Annotated in this window: 25 protein-coding genes; all 25 read left to right on the plus strand. The window is 38.5% G+C overall.

Translation table 11 applies throughout. The features are described 5' to 3' along the window. Positions 1-4 precede the first annotated feature (4 nt). The 25 genes from rpoC (at position 5) to rpsE (ending at position 17,394) form a co-directional block, all read left to right on the plus strand. The gene (gene rpoC / locus F9279_RS18300; protein WP_152115666.1) at positions 5-3,604 is read left to right on the plus strand and encodes a DNA-directed RNA polymerase subunit beta'; all 3,600 of its coding nucleotides are present in this window, start codon (positions 5-7) and stop codon (positions 3,602-3,604) included. Positions 3,605-3,749: 145 nt separating this feature from the next. Further along, a complete protein-coding gene (locus F9279_RS18305) occupies positions 3,750-3,998 on the plus strand; it encodes a 50S ribosomal protein L7ae-like protein (RefSeq protein ID WP_152115668.1) in 249 nt (82 codons plus the stop codon). A 98-nt stretch (positions 3,999-4,096) separates the two neighbouring features. Beyond that, positions 4,097-4,519 carry a 30S ribosomal protein S12 gene (gene rpsL / locus F9279_RS18310; protein WP_152115671.1) on the plus strand — a complete coding sequence of 141 codons (423 nt, stop codon included), beginning with the start codon at positions 4,097-4,099 and terminating at the stop codon, positions 4,517-4,519. Between the two features lie 42 nt (positions 4,520-4,561). Then, positions 4,562-5,032, plus strand: coding sequence for a 30S ribosomal protein S7 (rpsG, locus tag F9279_RS18315; protein ID WP_152115673.1), 471 nt, complete (start codon positions 4,562-4,564; stop codon positions 5,030-5,032). 47 nt (positions 5,033-5,079) lie between these two features. After that, on the plus strand, positions 5,080-7,155 hold the full coding sequence (gene fusA, locus F9279_RS18320; RefSeq protein ID WP_152115674.1) for an elongation factor G: 2,076 nt from the start codon (positions 5,080-5,082) through the stop codon (positions 7,153-7,155). 119 nt (positions 7,156-7,274) lie between these two features. Continuing rightward, positions 7,275-8,462: an elongation factor Tu gene (gene tuf / locus F9279_RS18325; RefSeq protein WP_152115676.1), complete on the plus strand. Its 1,188-nt coding sequence runs from the start codon at positions 7,275-7,277 to the stop codon at positions 8,460-8,462. Positions 8,463-8,897: 435 nt separating this feature from the next. Next, positions 8,898-9,206 carry a 30S ribosomal protein S10 gene (gene rpsJ / locus F9279_RS18330; protein ID WP_009336571.1) on the plus strand — a complete coding sequence of 103 codons (309 nt, stop codon included), beginning with the start codon at positions 8,898-8,900 and terminating at the stop codon, positions 9,204-9,206. A 39-nt stretch (positions 9,207-9,245) separates the two neighbouring features. After that, positions 9,246-9,875, plus strand: coding sequence for a 50S ribosomal protein L3 (gene rplC, locus F9279_RS18335; protein WP_152115678.1), 630 nt, complete (start codon positions 9,246-9,248; stop codon positions 9,873-9,875). 29 nt (positions 9,876-9,904) lie between these two features. Continuing rightward, positions 9,905-10,528 (plus strand): 50S ribosomal protein L4, encoded by a 624-nt coding sequence (gene rplD, locus F9279_RS18340; RefSeq protein ID WP_152115680.1) that lies wholly within the window; start codon positions 9,905-9,907, stop codon positions 10,526-10,528. Further along, a complete protein-coding gene (gene rplW, locus F9279_RS18345) occupies positions 10,528-10,812 on the plus strand; it encodes a 50S ribosomal protein L23 (RefSeq protein WP_152115682.1) in 285 nt (94 codons plus the stop codon). Before rplD ends, rplW begins: the two co-directional genes overlap by 1 nt. A 31-nt stretch (positions 10,813-10,843) precedes the next feature. Then, entirely contained in the window at positions 10,844-11,674 is an 831-nt protein-coding gene (gene rplB, locus F9279_RS18350; protein WP_152115684.1) for a 50S ribosomal protein L2, read from the plus strand. A gap of 60 nt (positions 11,675-11,734) precedes the next feature. After that, positions 11,735-12,013 (plus strand): 30S ribosomal protein S19, encoded by a 279-nt coding sequence (rpsS, locus tag F9279_RS18355; RefSeq protein WP_152115686.1) that lies wholly within the window; start codon positions 11,735-11,737, stop codon positions 12,011-12,013. Between the two features lie 18 nt (positions 12,014-12,031). Continuing rightward, the gene (rplV, locus tag F9279_RS18360; RefSeq protein WP_127742413.1) at positions 12,032-12,373 is read left to right on the plus strand and encodes a 50S ribosomal protein L22; all 342 of its coding nucleotides are present in this window, start codon (positions 12,032-12,034) and stop codon (positions 12,371-12,373) included. 3 nt (positions 12,374-12,376) lie between these two features. Next, positions 12,377-13,033: a 30S ribosomal protein S3 gene (rpsC, locus tag F9279_RS18365; RefSeq protein ID WP_152115688.1), complete on the plus strand. Its 657-nt coding sequence runs from the start codon at positions 12,377-12,379 to the stop codon at positions 13,031-13,033. Between the two features lies 1 nt (position 13,034). Further along, on the plus strand, positions 13,035-13,469 hold the full coding sequence (rplP, locus tag F9279_RS18370; protein WP_152115690.1) for a 50S ribosomal protein L16: 435 nt from the start codon (positions 13,035-13,037) through the stop codon (positions 13,467-13,469). Further along, entirely contained in the window at positions 13,459-13,662 is a 204-nt protein-coding gene (rpmC, locus tag F9279_RS18375; protein ID WP_003351417.1) for a 50S ribosomal protein L29, read from the plus strand. Before rplP ends, rpmC begins: the two co-directional genes overlap by 11 nt. Positions 13,663-13,682: 20 nt before the next feature. Beyond that, the gene (gene rpsQ, locus F9279_RS18380) at positions 13,683-13,946 is read left to right on the plus strand and encodes a 30S ribosomal protein S17 (protein ID WP_152115692.1); all 264 of its coding nucleotides are present in this window, start codon (positions 13,683-13,685) and stop codon (positions 13,944-13,946) included. A gap of 38 nt (positions 13,947-13,984) precedes the next feature. After that, positions 13,985-14,353, plus strand: coding sequence for a 50S ribosomal protein L14 (gene rplN / locus F9279_RS18385; RefSeq protein WP_152115694.1), 369 nt, complete (start codon positions 13,985-13,987; stop codon positions 14,351-14,353). Between the two features lie 35 nt (positions 14,354-14,388). Next, positions 14,389-14,700, plus strand: a complete 312-nt coding sequence (gene rplX, locus F9279_RS18390) for a 50S ribosomal protein L24 (RefSeq protein ID WP_152115696.1) — start codon at positions 14,389-14,391, stop codon at positions 14,698-14,700. Between the two features lie 26 nt (positions 14,701-14,726). Next, on the plus strand, positions 14,727-15,266 hold the full coding sequence (gene rplE, locus F9279_RS18395; protein ID WP_152115698.1) for a 50S ribosomal protein L5: 540 nt from the start codon (positions 14,727-14,729) through the stop codon (positions 15,264-15,266). 25 nt (positions 15,267-15,291) lie between these two features. Further along, positions 15,292-15,477: a 30S ribosomal protein S14 gene (gene rpsN / locus F9279_RS18400; RefSeq protein WP_009499044.1), complete on the plus strand. Its 186-nt coding sequence runs from the start codon at positions 15,292-15,294 to the stop codon at positions 15,475-15,477. Positions 15,478-15,507: 30 nt separating this feature from the next. Continuing rightward, positions 15,508-15,906 carry a 30S ribosomal protein S8 gene (gene rpsH / locus F9279_RS18405; RefSeq protein WP_152115700.1) on the plus strand — a complete coding sequence of 133 codons (399 nt, stop codon included), beginning with the start codon at positions 15,508-15,510 and terminating at the stop codon, positions 15,904-15,906. A 31-nt stretch (positions 15,907-15,937) separates the two neighbouring features. Then, positions 15,938-16,474: a 50S ribosomal protein L6 gene (gene rplF / locus F9279_RS18410; RefSeq protein ID WP_152115702.1), complete on the plus strand. Its 537-nt coding sequence runs from the start codon at positions 15,938-15,940 to the stop codon at positions 16,472-16,474. Between the two features lie 32 nt (positions 16,475-16,506). After that, positions 16,507-16,869: a 50S ribosomal protein L18 gene (rplR, locus tag F9279_RS18415; protein WP_152115704.1), complete on the plus strand. Its 363-nt coding sequence runs from the start codon at positions 16,507-16,509 to the stop codon at positions 16,867-16,869. 24 nt (positions 16,870-16,893) lie between these two features. Further along, positions 16,894-17,394: a 30S ribosomal protein S5 gene (rpsE, locus tag F9279_RS18420; protein WP_152115706.1), complete on the plus strand. Its 501-nt coding sequence runs from the start codon at positions 16,894-16,896 to the stop codon at positions 17,392-17,394. Position 17,395: the final 1 nt, after the last annotated feature.

Below are 17,395 nucleotides of genomic sequence, written 5' to 3' on the forward strand. Positions count from 1 at the left end.
ACCCTTGTTGGATGTAAATAATTTTGAATTTATGAAAATAGGTCTAGCTTCACCAGACAAAATCCGTTCATGGTCATTTGGTGAAGTGAAAAAACCAGAAACAATTAACTATCGTACTTTAAAACCAGAAAAAGACGGCTTATTCTGTGAGAGAATTTTTGGTCCTACAAAAGACTGGGAATGTCATTGTGGTAAATACAAGCGTGTCCGTTATAAAGGGGTAGTATGTGATCGTTGTGGTGTAGAAGTTACTCGCGCTAAAGTGCGTCGTGAGCGTATGGGGCATATTGAATTAGCAGCACCAGTTTCACATATTTGGTACTTTAAAGGGATCCCTAGCCGAATGGGCTTGGTTCTTGATATGTCACCTCGTGCACTAGAAGAAGTTATTTACTTTGCTTCATATGTAGTAACAGATCCAGGTGATACGGCACTCGAAAAGAAACAACTACTTTCTGAAAAAGAGTACCGTGCTTACCGTGATAAATATGGAGTGAAATTCCAAGCATCAATGGGCGCAGAATCAATTAAGAAATTACTTTCTGATATTGATTTAAATAAAGATGTAGAAGCTTTAAAAGAAGAATTAAAAACAGCTCAAGGGCAAAGAAGAACGAGAGCAATCAAGAGATTAGAAGTACTTGAAGCATTTCGTGGCTCAGGAAATGAACCTTCTTGGATGATTTTAGATGTACTACCAGTAATTCCACCAGAATTACGTCCGATGGTTCAATTAGATGGTGGACGTTTTGCTACATCAGATCTAAATGATCTTTATCGTCGTGTTATTAACCGTAATAACCGTTTAAAAAGATTATTAGATTTAGGTGCTCCAAGCATTATCGTTCAAAACGAAAAACGTATGCTACAAGAAGCTGTAGATGCGTTGATTGACAATGGTCGTCGTGGTCGTCCGGTTACTGGTCCTGGTAACAGACCTCTAAAATCACTATCGCATATGTTAAAAGGGAAACAAGGTCGTTTCCGTCAAAACTTACTTGGTAAACGTGTTGATTACTCTGGACGTTCTGTAATTGTTGTAGGACCTAACTTAAAAATGTTCCAATGTGGTCTACCAAGAGAAATGGCTATTGAATTATTCAAACCATTTGTAATGAAAGAGTTAGTGGAAAAGGGTATTGCTCATAATATTAAATCCGCTAAGAGAAAAATTGAAAGACTTCAACCAGAAGTTTGGGATGTACTAGAAGAAGTTATTAAGGAGCATCCAGTTTTACTTAACCGTGCCCCTACTCTTCATAGACTAGGTATCCAAGCATTTGAACCTACACTAGTAGAAGGTCGTGCAATTAGACTTCATCCATTAGTATGTACAGCATATAACGCTGATTTTGATGGTGACCAAATGGCTGTTCACGTTCCATTATCTTCTGAAGCACAAGCAGAAGCGCGTCTATTAATGTTAGCTGCTCAAAATATCTTGAACCCTAAAGATGGTAAACCAGTTGTTACTCCTTCTCAGGATATGGTATTAGGAAACTACTACTTAACACTAGAGCGTGAAGGTGCAGTTGGAGAAGGTATGGTATTTAATGATACGAATGAAGCAATCTTAGCATACCAAAACGGTTATGTTCATTTACACACTCGTGTAGCTGTTCGTGCTAGTTCATTGAATAACCAAACATTCACAGAAGAACAGAATAAACAATTACTTCTAACTACAGTTGGTAAGTTAATATTTAATGAAATTTTACCAGAATCATTCCCGTTCATTAATGAACCTACTAAAGATAATTTGGAAGAAAAAACACCAGAGAAATACTTTGTAGAAGCTGGTACAAATGTTTTAGAAGCAATTCAAGCATTATCTATTATTGAACCTTTCAAGAAGAAAATTTTAGGTAATATCATCGCAGAAGTATTTAAACGTTTCAAAATTACAGAAACATCTAAAATGCTAGATAGAATGAAAGATTTAGGGTTTAAGCATTCTACAAAAGCAGGTATTACAGTTGGTGTATCTGACATCGTTGTATTAGGTGAAAAACAAGAAATTATTGAAGAAGCACAAGGGAAAGTAGATAATGTATTAAAACAATTTAGACGTGGTTTAATAACGGAAGAAGAACGTTATGATCGAGTAATTTCTATCTGGAGTTCAGCGAAGGATGTTATCCAAGCGAAACTGATGAAATCTCTTGATAAACGAAATCCAATCTTTATGATGAGTGATTCCGGTGCTCGTGGTAACGCATCTAACTTTACACAGCTTGCTGGTATGCGCGGACTTATGGCCAACCCAGCTGGTAGAATTATTGAATTACCAATTATCTCAAGTTTCCGTGAAGGTCTGACAGTATTAGAATACTTTATTTCTACTCATGGTGCTCGTAAAGGTCTTGCAGATACAGCGTTAAAAACAGCTGACTCAGGTTACTTAACTCGTCGTCTAGTAGACGTAGCACAAGATGTTATTATTCGTGATGACGATTGTGGTACAGATAGAGGATTACTAGTTTCTGCTCTTAGAGAAGGTACAGAAATAATTGAACCACTTGATGAGCGTTTAATTGGCCGTTATGCAAGAAGAGCTATTAAGCATCCAGAAACAAAAGAAGTTATGGTTCCTGAAAATGGACTAATAACAGAAGACTTAGCTACTGAAATTCTAGAAGCTAACATTGAGGAAGTGTGGATTCGTTCTGCTTTCACATGTAATACTCGTCATGGCGTATGTAAGAAATGTTATGGTCGTAACTTAGCAACTGGTCAAGAAGTTGAAGTTGGAGAAGCAGTTGGTATTATTGCTGCTCAATCAATTGGTGAACCAGGAACTCAGTTAACGATGCGTACATTCCATACAGGTGGAGTTGCTGGAGATGATATTACACAAGGTCTACCTCGTATCCAAGAAATTTTTGAAGCTCGTAATCCGAAAGGTCAAGCGGTAATTTCGGAATTAGCAGGGGTAGTAGTGGGTATTAACGAAGGCAGAGATCGCCAACATGAAATAATTGTCCAAGGTGAACTTGAATCTAGAACTTACACAGCGCCTTACACAGCACGTCTTAAAGTTAAAATTGACGATGTAGTAGCACAAGGTCAAGAGTTAACAGAAGGTTCTATTGATCCTAAGGAATTAATTAAAGTTAAGAGTGTAACAGCAGTTCAAGAATATCTTCTACGTGAAGTTCAAAAAGTTTATCGTATGCAAGGGGTAGAAATTGGAGATAAGCACGTGGAAGTAATGGTAAGACAAATGCTTCGTAAAATCCGAGTAGTGGATGCTGGTGAAACAGATGTACTACCTGGAACATTACTTGATATTCATCAATTTACAGATGCGAATGCCAAAGCGCTTAGCCAAGGTAAATTACCTGCAACTGGAAGACCAGTATTATTAGGTATTACTAAAGCATCTTTAGAAACGGATTCTTTCTTATCAGCGGCATCATTCCAAGAAACAACTAGAGTACTAACAGATGCAGCTATTAAAGGAAAACGCGATGAATTATTAGGATTAAAAGAAAATGTAATCATTGGTAAACTAGTTCCTGCTGGAACGGGTATGCCAAGATATCGTCATGCAGAGCCTATTACTGCTGAAGAAGCAGTAGAAGAATCTGTGACAGTAGAGTAGTAAAAAACACAGAAGGTAAATAGTTTTATTTGCCTTCTGTATATAGTACTTTTAATTTTTCTAGGAAAATAATTGACATCTTATTTTATAGATGATACTATATCAAAGGTGCTCCTATTCACCTGTTACTTTGGAGGATGCATAAATGTCTTATGAAAAAGTATCACAGGCCAAAAAAGTAGTAGTAGGAACAAAGCAAACAGTAAAAGCGTTAAAATCAGGAATAGTAAAAGAAATTCTAGTTGCAGAAGATGCGGATACTTTTATTATAAAAGAGCTTTCTAAAGTAGCAGAAGAGAATAATATTCCTATTATACTTGTAGAGTCCATGAAGAAGCTTGGCGAATCATGTGGAATAGAAGTAGGCGCAGCAACTGTTGCCATAATTAATTAAAACTGTTTTTATGGATTACCATGAAAACTTTGTTTTTACCCTAATATGAACCACCTGGATGTGTGGACTTCAAAGAAAAAAGAAGGGAGGAAAAAGAAATGCCAACAATTAACCAATTAGTGCGCAAGCCTCGTCAGACTGCTGAAGAAAAGTCGAAGTCTCCTGCGTTAAACAAAGGTTATAACAGTTTCAAAAAAACACAAACTAACGTATCATCACCTCAAAAACGTGGGGTATGTACTCGTGTTGGTACTATGACACCGAAAAAACCAAACTCAGCATTACGTAAATATGCTCGTGTACGTTTAACAAACGGTATCGAAGTAACAGCTTACATTCCTGGTATTGGTCACAACCTACAAGAACATAGTGTTGTACTGATCCGTGGAGGACGTGTAAAAGATTTACCGGGGGTGCGTTACCATATCGTACGCGGTGCTCTTGATACTGCTGGTGTTAACAACCGTATGCAAGGTCGTTCTAAATACGGTACTAAGCGACCAAAAGCAGCAAAAAAATAATCTAAAAAGAACTATTTAACATAGCCGAAAGGAGGAAAATCAATGCCACGTAAAGGTCCTGTAGCAAAAAGAGACGTTTTACCTGATCCGATTTACAATTCTAAACTTGTATCTCGTTTAATTAACAAAATGATGATTGATGGTAAGAGAGGTAAATCTCAAGCTATTCTATATTCTGCATTTGAAATCGTTGCTGAGCGTTCTGGTAAAGAAGCAATCGAAGTTTTCGATCAAGCACTTAAGAACATCATGCCTGTTCTTGAAGTAAGAGCACGCCGTGTTGGTGGTTCTAACTATCAAGTTCCTGTGGAGGTTCGTCCAGAAAGACGTACTACTCTTGGTCTTCGTTGGTTAGTAAACTATTCTCGTCTTCGTGGTGAGAAAACAATGGAAGAAAGATTAGCTTACGAAATCCTAGATGCAGCTAATAACACTGGTGCTTCAGTTAAAAAACGTGAAGATACACACAAAATGGCAGAAGCTAACAAAGCATTTGCTCACTACCGTTGGTAGGATTAAGCATTACAAAAATACTTTCCTTATGAAAGGAGAAAAACCATATGGCAAGAGAGTTCTCCTTAGAAAATACTCGTAATATCGGTATCATGGCTCACATCGATGCTGGTAAAACGACTACAACTGAGCGTGTACTTTATTACACTGGTCGTATTCACAAAATTGGTGAAACTCATGAAGGTGCATCTCAAATGGACTGGATGGAGCAAGAACAAGAGCGTGGAATTACCATTACATCTGCAGCAACAACTGCACAATGGAAAGGTAACCGTGTAAACATCATCGATACACCTGGACACGTAGACTTCACTGTAGAAGTTGAACGTTCATTACGTGTACTTGATGGTGCAGTTGCAGTACTTGATGCACAATCTGGTGTTGAACCACAAACAGAAACTGTTTGGCGTCAAGCTACAACTTACGGTGTACCTCGTGTAGTTTTTGTAAACAAAATGGATAAAATAGGTGCTGATTTCCTTTATTCATTAAAAACTCTAGACGATCGTTTACAAGCAAATGCTCATGCAATTCAACTACCAATTGGTGCTGAAGATCAATTCGAAGGTATCATTGATTTAGTTGAAATGAAAGCTACATTCTATGGAAATGACCTTGGAACTGATATCCAAGTAAAAGAAATTCCAGAAGAGTACTTAGAGCTTGCGGAAGAATATCGTGAAAAATTAGTAGAAGCAGTTGCAGAACTTGATGAAGAGTTAATGGAAAAATACCTAGGCGGAGAAGAAATCACTACTGATGAACTTAAAGCTGGTATCCGTAAAGGAACTGTTAACGTTGAATTTTATCCTGTAATTTGTGGATCTGCTTTCAAAAACAAAGGTGTTCAATTAATGCTTGATGCTGTTATTGATTACTTACCATCTCCATTAGATGTACCAGCAATTAAAGGTACTCTTCCTGATTCAGATGAAGTAGTTGAAAAACATTCAAGTGATGAAGAGCCATTTGCAGCTTTAGCGTTTAAAGTTATGACAGACCCATTTGTTGGGAAGTTAACTTTCTTCCGCGTATACTCTGGTACATTGAACTCAGGTTCATATGTACAAAACTCTACAAAAGGTAAACGTGAGCGTGTTGGTCGTATTCTACAAATGCATGCTAACAGCCGTCAAGAGATTACAGAAGTATTTGCTGGTGACATCGCAGCTGCTGTAGGTTTAAAAGATACTACAACTGGAGATACTCTATGTGATGAAAAGAACCTAGTTATCTTAGAATCAATGGAATTCCCAGAACCAGTTATTGAACTGTCTATCGAGCCTAAATCAAAAGCTGACCAAGACAAAATGACAACTGCTCTAGTAAAATTACAAGAAGAAGATCCAACATTCCGTGCGCATACTAACCAAGAAACTGGTCAAGTAATCATCGCTGGTATGGGTGAGCTTCACTTAGATATTTTAGTAGACCGTATGCGTCGTGAGTTTAAGGTTGAAGCTAATGTTGGTGCTCCTCAGGTTGCTTATCGTGAGACATTCCGCTCTTCTGCATCTGTAGAAGGTAAATTCTCTCGTCAGTCTGGTGGACGTGGACAATATGGTCATGTTTGGATCGAATTCGCTCCAAACGAAGAAGGTAAAGGCTTCGAGTTCGAAAATGCTATCGTGGGTGGGGTTGTTCCTCGTGAATATATCGCTCCTGTACAAGCTGGACTAGAAGATGCATTACAAAGAGGAGTACTTGCTGGCTATCCATTGGTAGACATTAAAGCGAAATTATTTGATGGATCTTACCATGATGTTGACTCATCTGAAATGGCGTTTAAAATTGCTGCTTCAATGGCATTGAAAAATGCAGCATCAAAATGTAGCCCAGTAATCCTTGAACCTGTTATGAAAGTTGAAGTAATCATTCCTGAAGAATACATGGGTGATATCATGGGTAACATCACTTCTCGTCGTGGACGTGTTGAAGGTATGGAAGCTCGTGGTAATGCACAAGTAGTTCGTGCAATGGTTCCACTTTCTGAGATGTTCGGATATGCTACTACTTTACGTTCTAGTACTCAAGGTCGTGGAGTATTCTCAATGACTTTCGATCACTATGAAGAAGTACCAAAATCAATCTCTGAAGAGATCATCAAAAAAAATAAAGGGTAATTGTTGATTTTACCCTTTTAATGAAGTATAACTACTATTGTAAGTAATAAAGCTGTGATAAATAATCACAGCTCTATACAAATACTTAATGTTTATAAATCAAAGGAGGATTTTCCAAAATGGCAAAAGCTAAATTCGATCGTTCTAAGCCACACGTAAATATTGGAACAATTGGTCACGTTGACCACGGTAAAACTACTTTAACAGCTGCTATCACAACTGTACTTGCTAAAGCAGGTGGAGCTGAAGCTCGCGGTTATGATCAAATCGACGCTGCTCCAGAAGAGCGTGAGCGTGGAATTACAATCTCAACTGCACACGTTGAGTATGAAACAGAAACTCGTCACTATGCACACGTTGACTGCCCAGGACATGCTGACTATGTTAAAAACATGATCACAGGTGCAGCTCAAATGGACGGTGGTATCCTAGTAGTATCTGCTACTGATGGTCCAATGCCACAAACTCGTGAGCACATCCTTCTTTCTCGTCAAGTTGGTGTACCTCACTTAGTAGTATTCTTAAACAAATGTGATATGGTTGATGATGAAGAGTTATTAGAACTTGTAGAAATGGAAGTTCGTGACCTTCTTTCTGAATATGAATTCCCTGGTGATGATATTCCAGTAATTAAAGGTTCTGCTCTTAAAGCTCTTGAAGGAGAAGCTGCTTGGGAAGAAAAAATCACTGAGCTTATGGCTGCAGTTGATGAGTATATCCCAACTCCTGCTCGTGACACTGAAAAACCTTTCATGATGCCAGTTGAGGATGTATTCTCAATCACTGGTCGTGGAACAGTTGCTACAGGTCGTGTTGAGCGTGGACAAGTTAAAGTTGGTGACGTTATCGACATCATCGGTTTAGCTGAAGAGAAAAAATCAACAACTGTAACTGGTGTTGAAATGTTCCGTAAATTACTAGATTATGCTGAAGCTGGAGACAACATTGGAGCTCTTCTTCGTGGGGTTGCTCGTGAAGATATCCAACGTGGACAAGTTTTAGCAAAACCAGGAACAATCACTCCACACGTAAAATTCAAAGCTGAAGTTTACGTTTTATCTAAAGAAGAAGGTGGACGTCATACTCCATTCTTCACAAACTACCGTCCTCAGTTCTACTTCCGTACAACTGATGTAACTGGTATTTGTAACCTTCCTGAAGGTGTAGAAATGGTTATGCCTGGTGACAACATTGAAATGGACGTGGAATTAATTTCTTCAATCGCTATCGAAGAAGGAACTAAATTCTCTATCCGTGAAGGTGGACGTACAGTAGGCGCTGGCGTAGTTGCTACTATCGTTGAGTAATACCATATAAAACGACAAGCTGTTTAACAGCTTGTCGTATTTTTTATATCTACATACAGAATTTAAAAGTATGTCATGATCCTAGTTAACTGCACAAGAGATATTTCCATTTTTTATACTATATTCTTCTTATAGATAGTTTGATAGTATAGAGATACTGTGTGAGTGCACTATATCTAAAATAACTAATAAAACCGTTAATAGCTTGATATTTATATCAGCAATGGTTATAATAATCTGAGTGTAGAAAAGCAAAAAGAAATTTAATTTAACTATTGATTTCTTAGGCTGATATCTGTATAATAGACAATGTTGGTCTTTGACTGCGATGATGTGAGAGGTTGCTGACACACCCGGCCGCTTTGCCATGGCGAGTGTGTGGGAAATTCTTGCGGAGAATGTCTATTTCAAAATAGGCGAAAAGGAGGGAAAGTAATGGCAAAACAAAAAATTCGTATCCGTTTAAAAGCGTATGATCATAGAATTCTAGATCAATCTGCTGAGAAAATAGTTGAAACTGCAAAACGTTCTGGTGCTGCTGTATCAGGTCCGATTCCGTTACCGACTGAAAAGTCAATTTACACAATCTTACGTGCGGTTCATAAATATAAAGATTCTCGTGAGCAATTTGAAATGCGTACGCATAAACGTTTAATCGACATCGTGAACCCAACTCCACAAACAGTTGATTCATTAATGCGTCTTGATTTACCATCAGGTGTAGATATCGAAATTAAATTATAATTGAAATAAATATTAAAACATTCAGGAGGTGTGACTTAAATGACCAAAGGAATCTTAGGAAGAAAAATTGGTATGACTCAAGTATTTGCTGAAAACGGGAACCTTATCCCAGTAACAGTAGTTGAAGCTGCTCAAAACATTGTTCTTCAAAAGAAAACAGTTGAATCTGATGGATATACATCACTTCAAATTGGATTCGAAGACAAACGTGAAAAGTTAGCTAACAAACCTGAAAAAGGTCATGTTGCAAAAGCAAACACTGCTCCTAAGCGCTTCGTTCGTGAATTTACAGAAGTTAGCGTTGATGAGTATGAGGTTGGTCAAGAAGTCAAAGTAAGTATTTTCGCAGAAGGCGATATCGTAGATGTAACAGGTATCTCTAAAGGGAAAGGTTTCCAAGGTTCTATCAAGCGCCACGGACAATCTCGCGGACCAATGGCCCATGGATCTCGTTATCATCGTCGCCCAGGTTCAATGGGACCTGTAGCTCCAAACCGTGTATTTAAAGGTAAAGCATTACCTGGACGTATGGGTGGAGAGCAAGTAACTGTTCAGAACTTAGAAATCGTAAAAGTAGATGCTGAGCGCAACCTATTACTTATCAAAGGTAATGTACCAGGTTCTAGAAAAGCACTATTGAAAATTAAGACTGCAGTTAAAGCTAAATAAGTAATTAATCAAGAAAGGAGGAAATAAGAATGCCTAAAGTTGCATTATTCAACCAAGACGGTACTCAAAACGGAGAAATCCAGTTAAATGATGCTGTATTTGGAATTGAGCCTAACAACCATGTTTTATTTGAAGCAGTTGTTATGCAAAGAGCTTCTTTACGTCAAGGAACTCATAAAACTAAAATCCGTTCTGAGGTAAGAGGTGGCGGACGTAAGCCATGGCGCCAAAAAGGTACAGGACGTGCACGTCAAGGATCTATCAGATCTCCACAATGGCGTGGTGGTGGTACTGTATTCGGACCAACTCCACGTAGCTACAGCTACAAATTACCTAAAAAAGTTCGTAGATTAGCAATTAAATCTGCACTATCTACTAAAGCATTAGAAGAAAATGTTTTAGTATTACAAAACCTTGCTTTTGATGCACCTAAAACAAAAGATTTCAAAGCTGTATTAGGTAATCTTTCTGTTGAGAAAAAAGCACTAATCGTAACTGCTGACCTAGATGAGAATGTAGCATTATCTGCTCGTAACATTCCAGGTGTAACAGTTATCACTGCTTCTGGAATCACAGTTTTAGATGTTTTAAATCATGATAAATTAATCATGACTAAAGCAGCGGTTGAAAAAGTAGAGGAGGTGCTTGCATAATGGATGCACGCGAAACGATTAAGCGCCCCGTAATCACTGAACGTTCTACTGATTTAATGGTTGATAAGAAATATACGTTTGAAGTTGATGTTAGAGCTAATAAAACTCAAGTTAAAGATGCTGTTGAAGAAATCTTTGGCGTAAAAGTTGAAAAAGTTAACATCATGAATTACAAAGGTAAGTTCAAGCGTATGGGACGTTTCGGAGGTTATACAAACAAACGTCGTAAAGCAATTGTTAAATTAACAGCTGATAGCAAAGAAATCGAATTTTTCGAAGCTTAAAATACATTATTAAGAAGAGGAGGGAAAACAAATGGCGATTAAGAAGTATAAACCTACCTCTAATGGTCGACGCAATATGACTTCTTCTGACTTTAGTGAAATCACTACAAGTACTCCAGAAAAGTCACTATTAGCTCCTTTACACAGAAAAGGCGGCCGTAACAACCAAGGTAAGTTAACAGTTCGTCATCAAGGTGGAGGTCATAAGCGTCAATATCGTGTAATCGATTTTAAACGTGACAAAGATGGCATTCCAGGACGCGTTGCTACAATTGAGTATGATCCAAATAGATCTGCTAATATCGCGTTAATCAATTATGTAGATGGTGAAAAACGCTACATTCTTGCACCTAAAAATTTAGAAGTTGGATTAGAAGTTATGTCAGGACCTGAGGCTGATATCAAGCCAGGTAATGCATTACCACTTATCAACATTCCAGTTGGTACAGTTATCCACAACATCGAGTTAAAACCAGGTAAAGGTGGACAATTAGTTCGCTCTGCTGGAACAAGTGCTCAAGTACTTGGTAAAGAAGGTAAATACGTACTTGTACGTTTAAATTCTGGTGAAGTTCGCCTAATTCTTGCTACTTGCCGTGCATCTATTGGTCAAGTTGGTAATGAACAACACGAACTAATCAAAATTGGTAAAGCAGGTCGTTCTCGTTGGTTAGGTAAACGCCCAACTGTACGTGGATCTGTAATGAACCCTAACGACCATCCACACGGTGGTGGTGAAGGACGCGCTCCAATCGGACGTAAATCACCAATGTCTCCATGGGGTAAACCTACTCTTGGATTCAAGACTCGTAAAAAGAAAAACAAATCAGATAAATTTATTGTACGTAACCGTAAAAAATAACGGGGTTGAACTACGGTTCAATGATAGAACCGTAGCACAATCACGAAGGGAGGTTCCAATATGGGTCGCAGCTTAAAAAAAGGGCCTTTTGTTGATGATCATTTGCTAACAAAGATCGAAAAATTAAGTGATTCTGAAAAGAAACAAGTTATTAAAACTTGGTCTCGTCGTTCTACAATCTTCCCACAATTTATCGGTCAAACAATTGCAGTATATGATGGTCGTAAACATGTACCAGTATACGTTACTGAAGATATGGTAGGTCATAAGCTAGGAGAATTTGCTCCAAGTCGTACTTACAAAGGTCATGCAAGTGACGATAAGAAAACAAGACGTTAATGAGAGGAGGGCATCATAATGCAAGCTAAAGCTGTTGCAAATACAGTTCGTATTGCTCCTCGTAAAGCTCGTTTAGTCGTAGATTTAATTCGAGGTAAGCAAGTTGGCGAAGCGGTAGCAATTTTGAAGTTAACTCCAAAAGCTGCTTCACCGATCGTAGAAAAAGTGTTAAAATCTGCTATTGCTAACGCAGAGCATAACTACGAAATGGATATTAATAACCTAGTGGTTGAGCAAGCATACGTAAATGAAGGACCTACACTTAAAAGATTCCGTCCACGTGCGATGGGTCGTGCAAGTCAAATCAACAAACGTACTAGCCACATCACTATCGTTGTATCAGAAAAAAAGGAGGGGTAATTAGTGGGTCAAAAAGTAAATCCAGTCGGTTTGCGTGTCGGGATCATCCGTGATTGGGAATCTAAATGGTTCGCAGGTAAAGACTATGCTGATCTTTTACACGAAGACCTTAAAGTACGTGAGTATATTACAAAGCGCCTAAGCGATGCTTCAGTTTCTAAAGTAGAAATCGAGCGTGCTGCTAATCGTCTTAATGTTACTATCCACACTGCTAAACCAGGTATGGTTATCGGTAAAGGTGGTACAGAAGTTGAAGCTTTACGTAAAGCATTAAACTCACTTACTGGCAAACGTGTACACATAAACATTCTTGAAATTAAAAAAGCAGACATGGATGCAAAACTTGTTGCTGAGAATATTGCTCGCCAACTAGAAAACCGTGTATCTTTCCGTCGTGCTCAAAAACAAGCTATCCAACGTTCAATGAGATCAGGAGCTAAAGGTATTAAAACTATGGTATCAGGTCGTTTAGGCGGAGCAGATATCGCTCGTTCTGAATCTTATAGCGAAGGAACAGTTCCATTGCATACTCTTCGTGCTGATATTGATTATGCAACTGCTGAAGCTGATACTACCTATGGTAAATTAGGAGTTAAAGTTTGGATCTATCGTGGAGAGATCCTTCCAACTAAGAAGAAAACTGTGGAAGGAGGCAAATAATATGTTACTACCTAAACGTGTAAAATATCGTCGTGTACACCGTGGAAAAATGCGCGGTCAAGCAAAAGGTGGTACAGAAGTAGCATTCGGTGAATATGGTTTACAATCTTTAGAAGCTTCTTGGATTACTAACCGTCAAATCGAATCTGCACGTATCGCAATGACTCGTTACATGAAACGTGGCGGTAAAGTTTGGATTAAAATTTTCCCTCATAAGCCTTATACTGCTAAGCCTCTAGAAGTCCGAATGGGTTCCGGTAAGGGTGCTCCTGAAGGTTGGGTAGCAGTTGTAAAGCCTGGAAAAATTATGTTTGAAGTTGCTGGTGTATCTGAAGAGATCGCACGTGAAGCACTTCGTCTTGCAGCGCACAAACTTCCTGTTAAATGTAAGTTTGTAAAACGTGAAGAAATTGGTGGTGAATCTAATGAAAGCTAATGAAATTCGTGACCTTACCACTGCAGAAATTGAACAAAAAGTTAAATCCTTAAAAGAAGAGCTTTTCAACCTTCGCTTTCAATTAGCGACTGGTCAACTTGAAAATACAGCTCGCATTCGTGAAGTACGCAAAGCGATTGCTCGAATGAAGACAGTTATTCGTGAGAGAGAAATCGGCGTTAACAATCGATAAGTTGAGAGGAGGTTCGTAAAATGAGCGAACGTAATCAACGCAAAGTTTATACTGGTCGTGTTGTTTCTGATAAAATGGATAAAACCATCTCAGTTGTTGTTGAAACATACAAAAAGCACGCACTATATGGCAAACGCGTTAAATACTCTAAGAAGTATAAAGCTCACGATGAGCTAAACACAGCAAAAATTGGCGATGTAGTACGTATTATGGAAACTCGCCCATTATCAGCTACAAAACGTTTCCGTCTTGTAGAAGTAGTAGAAAAAGCAGTTATTATCTAATTGTTCGGAATTAAGCATCCCGAAGGGAGGTTACACACATGATTCAACAAGAATCACGTTTGAAAGTTGCTGACAACTCAGGTGCTCGTGAAGTACTTACTATTAAAGTTCTTGGTGGTTCAGGACGTAAAACTGCAAACATCGGCGATATCATCGTTTGTACGGTGAAACAAGCAACACCAGGTGGCGTTGTTAAAAAAGGTGATGTAGTAAAAGCAGTAGTCGTTAGAACTAAAAGTGGTGTTCGTCGTGCAGACGGTACTTACATTCGTTTCGATGAAAACGCATGTGTAATTATCCGTGATGATAAGAGTCCACGTGGAACTCGTATCTTTGGACCAGTTGCACGCGAACTACGCGACAACAACTTTATGAAGATCGTCTCACTAGCTCCAGAAGTACTATAATATAAATTTAATTGCCTTTAAGGAGGTGCGAACAGATGCATGTTAAAAAAGGTGACAAAGTAATGGTCATCTCTGGTAAGGATAAAGGCAAAACAGGTGTAATTCTTGCTGCATTCCCTAAAAAAGACCGTGTGGTTGTTGAAGGAATCAATATAGTTAAGAAACACGCTAAGCCATCCCAATTGAATCCACAAGGTGGAATCATGGACCAGGAAGCTGCTATTCATGTATCCAACGTTATGCCTATCGACCCTAAAACTGGTGAACCTACTCGCGTAGGATCTAAAACAGTTGATGGTAAAAATGTACGCGTAGCGAAAAAATCCGGTGAAGTTCTAGATAAATAGTCTAATGAAGAAGGGAGGTACTATGAATGAACCGCCTAAAAGAAAAATTTCTTAAAGAAACTACTCCAGCTCTTATGAGCAAGTTTAACTATAAATCAGTTATGGAAGTTCCAAAATTAGAAAAAATCGTTATTAACATGGGTGTTGGTGATGCAGTAGCTAATGCTAAAGCGTTAGATGTTGCTGTTGATGAATTATCACAAATTACTGGACAAAAACCAGTAATCACTCGTGCTAAAAAGTCTATCGCAGGTTTCCGTCTTCGTGAAGGTATGCCTATCGGTGCAAAAGTTACTCTTCGTGGAGAGCGCATGTACGAATTTTTTGACAAATTAGTATCTGTATCACTTCCACGTGTACGTGACTTCCGTGGTATTTCTAAAAAGTCTTTTGATGGACGCGGTAACTACACTTTAGGTGTAAAAGAACAATTGATCTTCCCTGAAATTGATTACGATAAAGTAAACAAAGTTAGAGGTATGGATATTGTTATCGTTACTACTGCAAAAACAGACGAAGAGGCTCGTGAACTGTTAACTCAATTTGGAATGCCGTTCCAAAAGTAATCTCTAATTAGAGGGAGGCGAAAATGTGGCTAAGAAGTCAATGATTGCGAAACAAAAACGCACGCCTAAATACAAAGTACAAGAATATACACGTTGCGAACGTTGTGGTCGTCCACATTCTGTGTACCGTAAATTTAAGCTTTGCCGTATTTGTTTCCGTGAATTAGCATATAAGGGACAAATTCCTGGTGTGAAAAAAGCTAGCTGGTAAAACCCAATATTGGGAAGGAGGTTAATACAAATGGTTATGACAGATCCAATTGCAGATTTGCTTACTAGAATCCGTAACGCGAATATGGTTCGTCACGATAAGTTAGAAGTTCCTGCTTCTAATATCAAAAAAGAAATCGCTGAAATCCTTAAGCGTGAAGGTTTTGTACGTGATGTTGAATATATCGAAGATAATAAACAAGGTATCATCCGCATTTTCTTAAAATACGGTTCAAGCAATGAACGAGTAATTACTGGACTTAAAAGAATTAGTAAACCTGGTCTTCGTGTTTATGCAAAAGCAACAGAAGTACCACGTGTATTAAACGGTCTTGGTATTGCATTAGTTTCTACTTCACAAGGAGTAATTACTGATAAAGAAGCTCGTGCTAAACAAGTTGGCGGAGAAGTATTAGCATACGTTTGGTAATAATGTTTTAAATGAATGGAGGTGCAACTAAATGTCTCGTGTAGGTAAAAAACCAATCGAAGTACCAGCAGGCGTTACAGTTACTATTGAAAACAGTACTGTAACGGTTAAAGGTCCTAAAGGTGAATTAACTCGTACTTTTAACTCTGATATTGCTATTAGTGTTGAAGAGAACGTGATTAATGTAACACGTCCTTCTGATGCGAAGGAACATCGTGCATTACATGGAACAACTCGCGCATTGTTAGCTAACATGGTTGAGGGTGTTTCTAAAGGTTTCGAAAGAGGTCTTGAACTAATTGGTGTAGGTTACCGTGCTCAAAAACAAGGAACTAAACTTGTATTGAATGTTGGTTACTCTCATCCAGTAGAAATCGAGCCAGAAGCTGGTATTGAAATCGAAGTACCATCTGCTACAAAAGTAGTTGTAAAAGGTACAAACAAAGAACGTGTTGGCGCACTTGCTGCTAACATCCGTGACGTTCGCCCACCAGAGCCTTATAAAGGTAAAGGTATTCGTTATGAAGGCGAATTTGTACGTAGAAAAGAAGGTAAAACTGGTAAGTAATGCCGCTTAGGTAAACGAAAGGAGTGACCTTAATGATTACGAAGGCTGATAAAAATCAAGTCCGTAAGAAAAGACACGCACGTGTGCGTTCTAAACTTAGCGGTACTCAAGCTCGTCCTCGTTTAAATGTGTTCCGTTCAAGTAAACACATTTACGCTCAACTTATAGATGATGTTAATGGCGTAACAATCGCAAGTGCATCTTCATTAGATAAAGAGCTTAACCTAGAATCTACTAGTAACGTAGATGCTGCTGTAGCAATCGGTGCATTAGTAGCTAAACGTGCTGTAGAAAAAGGTGTCAAAGAAGTAGTATTCGACCGCGGTGGATATTTATATCATGGTCGCGTAAAAGCTTTAGCTGATGCTGCTCGTGAAAACGGCCTAGAATTTTAATAGACAAAGGAGGGACATAAAAAGATGCGTCGTATTGATCCAAACAAACTTGAACTTGAAGAACGCGTAGTTACAGTTAACCGTGTAGCGAAAGTTGTTAAAGGTGGACGTCGTTTTCGTTTCTCTGCTCTAGTAGTAGTTGGGGACAGAAATGGTAACGTTGGTTTTGGTACTGGTAAAGCTCAAGAAGTACCAGATGCTATTCGCAAAGCTGTAGAAGATGCGAAGAAAAATCTAATTGCAGTACCAATGGTTGGTACTACAATTCCACACGAAGTAATCGGACATTTCGGAGCTGGTGAGATCCTTTTAAAACCTGCTTCTGAAGGTACTGGGGTTATCGCTGGTGGTCCAGTACGTGCTGTGCTTGAATTAGCTGGTGTTGCAGATATCTTATCTAAATCACTAGGTACAAACACACCAATTAACATGGTTCGTGCAACTTTAGACGGTTTAAAACAATTAAAACGTGCTGAAGACGTAGCGAAGTTACGTGGAAAATCAGTAGAAGAACTGTTAGGATAAG

The sequence above is a fragment of the Bacillus sp. B1-b2 genome (assembly GCF_009183415.1).
Classification (GTDB): Bacteria; Bacillota; Bacilli; order Bacillales; family Cytobacillaceae; genus Niallia.

Excerpts from the sequence above, each read along its gene's own strand:
- rplN (WP_152115694.1), top strand. The coding sequence starts at position 13,985 with ATGATTCAACAAGAATCACGTTTGAAAGTTGCTGACAACTCAGGTGCT.
- rpsS (WP_152115686.1), top strand. The coding sequence starts at position 11,735 with ATGGGTCGCAGCTTAAAAAAAGGGCCTTTTGTTGATGATCATTTGCTA.
- rpmC (WP_003351417.1), top strand. The coding sequence starts at position 13,459 with ATGAAAGCTAATGAAATTCGTGACCTTACCACTGCAGAAATTGAACAA.
- rplX (WP_152115696.1), top strand. The coding sequence starts at position 14,389 with ATGCATGTTAAAAAAGGTGACAAAGTAATGGTCATCTCTGGTAAGGAT.
- rplB (WP_152115684.1), top strand. The coding sequence starts at position 10,844 with ATGGCGATTAAGAAGTATAAACCTACCTCTAATGGTCGACGCAATATG.
- rpsQ (WP_152115692.1), top strand. The coding sequence starts at position 13,683 with ATGAGCGAACGTAATCAACGCAAAGTTTATACTGGTCGTGTTGTTTCT.
- rplC (WP_152115678.1), top strand. The coding sequence starts at position 9,246 with ATGACCAAAGGAATCTTAGGAAGAAAAATTGGTATGACTCAAGTATTT.
- rplF (WP_152115702.1), top strand. The coding sequence starts at position 15,938 with ATGTCTCGTGTAGGTAAAAAACCAATCGAAGTACCAGCAGGCGTTACA.
- rplP (WP_152115690.1), top strand. The coding sequence starts at position 13,035 with ATGTTACTACCTAAACGTGTAAAATATCGTCGTGTACACCGTGGAAAA.
- rpsJ (WP_009336571.1), top strand. The coding sequence starts at position 8,898 with ATGGCAAAACAAAAAATTCGTATCCGTTTAAAAGCGTATGATCATAGA.
- fusA (WP_152115674.1), top strand. The coding sequence starts at position 5,080 with ATGGCAAGAGAGTTCTCCTTAGAAAATACTCGTAATATCGGTATCATG.
- F9279_RS18305 (WP_152115668.1), top strand. The coding sequence starts at position 3,750 with ATGTCTTATGAAAAAGTATCACAGGCCAAAAAAGTAGTAGTAGGAACA.
- rpsL (WP_152115671.1), top strand. The coding sequence starts at position 4,097 with ATGCCAACAATTAACCAATTAGTGCGCAAGCCTCGTCAGACTGCTGAA.
- rplR (WP_152115704.1), top strand. The coding sequence starts at position 16,507 with ATGATTACGAAGGCTGATAAAAATCAAGTCCGTAAGAAAAGACACGCA.
- rplV (WP_127742413.1), top strand. The coding sequence starts at position 12,032 with ATGCAAGCTAAAGCTGTTGCAAATACAGTTCGTATTGCTCCTCGTAAA.
- rpsH (WP_152115700.1), top strand. The coding sequence starts at position 15,508 with ATGGTTATGACAGATCCAATTGCAGATTTGCTTACTAGAATCCGTAAC.
- rplD (WP_152115680.1), top strand. The coding sequence starts at position 9,905 with ATGCCTAAAGTTGCATTATTCAACCAAGACGGTACTCAAAACGGAGAA.
- rpsE (WP_152115706.1), top strand. The coding sequence starts at position 16,894 with ATGCGTCGTATTGATCCAAACAAACTTGAACTTGAAGAACGCGTAGTT.
- tuf (WP_152115676.1), top strand. The coding sequence starts at position 7,275 with ATGGCAAAAGCTAAATTCGATCGTTCTAAGCCACACGTAAATATTGGA.
- rplW (WP_152115682.1), top strand. The coding sequence starts at position 10,528 with ATGGATGCACGCGAAACGATTAAGCGCCCCGTAATCACTGAACGTTCT.
- rpsG (WP_152115673.1), top strand. The coding sequence starts at position 4,562 with ATGCCACGTAAAGGTCCTGTAGCAAAAAGAGACGTTTTACCTGATCCG.
- rplE (WP_152115698.1), top strand. The coding sequence starts at position 14,727 with ATGAACCGCCTAAAAGAAAAATTTCTTAAAGAAACTACTCCAGCTCTT.